General features: G+C 74.3%; 1 protein-coding gene. It reads left to right on the plus strand.

Going from position 1 to position 1,804, the window contains the following annotated elements; all coding sequences use genetic code 11:
* Positions 1 to 317 precede the first annotated feature (317 nt).
* A partial coding sequence (locus tag VIP82_RS11735) for an Ada metal-binding domain-containing protein (RefSeq protein WP_331908746.1) occupies positions 318 to 1,804 on the plus strand: 1,487 nt, incomplete at its 3' end.

Below are 1,804 nucleotides of genomic sequence, written 5' to 3' on the forward strand. Positions count from 1 at the left end.
GCAAGTTCGGTGAGGGTTACACGGAGCTGACGACGGGTCTGAAGGGTGCGGTGGACGGCATCAACGACATGTCGGAGTCGCTGCTCGGCATGATGCGTGCGATCCAGGACCTCGACCAGCAGCTCGCCGGCGGCTGAACCATCCTCACGTCACCCAGCTCGAGAGCCTGACCGGAGCGCCGCGCACAGCGGCCTCCGGTCAGGCCGTTTCGGAGCCACCGCGACGATGGATGTGCGGTCCCGGCCGCTTCGGACACGCCGCACAGCCATGTCCGATTTCCGCGAGCGGCTGTCGGGGGAGCGTGTCAGGCTAGGGGCATGAGCCTCACCATGACACCCGGCCCGCGTCTCGGCGCCATGTCATTCGACGAGCGCTACCGCGCGATCGACTCGCGCGATGCGCGCTTCGACGGCCAGTTCGTCACGGCGGTGCGCTCCACGGGCATCTACTGCCGGCCGAGCTGCCCCGCCCGCACCCCCAAGCCGTCGAACGTGACCTTCTATCCGACGAGCGCCGCCGCCCACGAGGCGGGCTACCGCGCGTGCAAGCGCTGCCTGCCGGAAGCTGCGCCGGGCTCGCCCCAGTGGAATCTCCGGGGCGACACCGCCGGCCGCGCCATGCGCCTCATCGCCGACGGTGTCGTCGAGCGCGAGGGCGTCCCCGGGCTCGCGCGACGGCTCGGCTACTCCCCGCGGCACCTGACGCGGCTCCTCACCGCCGAGCTCGGCGCCGGACCGCTGGCACTCAGCCGTGCGCACCGGGCGCAGACGGCCCGCATGCTGCTCGTGGGCACCGACCTGCCGGCCGCCGACGTCGCCTTCTCGTCGGGCTTCGCGAGCGTGCGCCAGTTCAACGACACCATCCGTGAGGTCTTCGGGATGCCGCCGCTCGAGCTCCGCGCTCGGCGCCGGCTGTCGCGGCCCGGCGAACGGCAGGCCGCTGCATCCCCGCTGGGCGCGCCCGGCGTCACGATCGACCTGGCACTCCCGCACCGCGGCGCGCTCGATGCCGCGGGGCTCTTCGCCTGGATGGGCGCCCGCGCCGTGCCGGGCGCCGAGGCCGCCACCGACTCGACGTTCGCCCGCGCGCTCCGTCTTCCCCACGGGCCGGCATGGTTCGAGCTCCGCCTCGACGACCTCGGCCGTGTGCGCCTGCGCGCGGCACTGACGAACCTCGCCGATCTGTCGACCCTCGTCACGCGCGCCCGGCGTCTGTTCGACCTCGACGCCGACCCGGTCGCCGTCGACGACTCGCTGGCGCGGCATCCGCAGCTCGCTCCGCTCGTCGCGGCTCTGCCGGGCATCCGCGTTCCGGGGGCCGCCGATCCGCACGAGATGCTCATCCGGGCCATGGTGGGCCAGCAGATCACCGTCGTCGCCGCCCGCACCGCGCTCACCGCCCTGACCGCGGCGCTCGGCGAGGAGGTGCCCGCCTTCGCGGGCATGCTCTCCGGGACGCACGCGCCGGCACCTGGAGGGGAGGAGGCCGACACGGTGCATGCGCCCGCGCCCGTCCGGCTGTTCCCGACGATGTCCGCGATCGCCGAGCACGGGGGAGAGGTGCTGCGCGGCCCAGCCGCCCGCATCCGTGCCATCACGGGAGCTGCCGCCGCCCTCGCCGACGGCACGCTCACCCTCACCCCGGGCGACGACGCCGTCGAGCAGCGGGCGGCCCTGCTCGCGATGCCCGGCATCGGACCGTGGACCGCCGACTACGTGCGCATGCGCGTGCTCGCCGACCCTGACGTCTTCCTGCCGGGCGACGTCGCCGTCCGCGCGGGCGCCGCCGCTCTCGGACTCCCCGC

Source organism: Microbacterium sp. (assembly GCF_036566905.1).
Classification (GTDB): Bacteria; Actinomycetota; Actinomycetes; order Actinomycetales; family Microbacteriaceae; genus Microbacterium.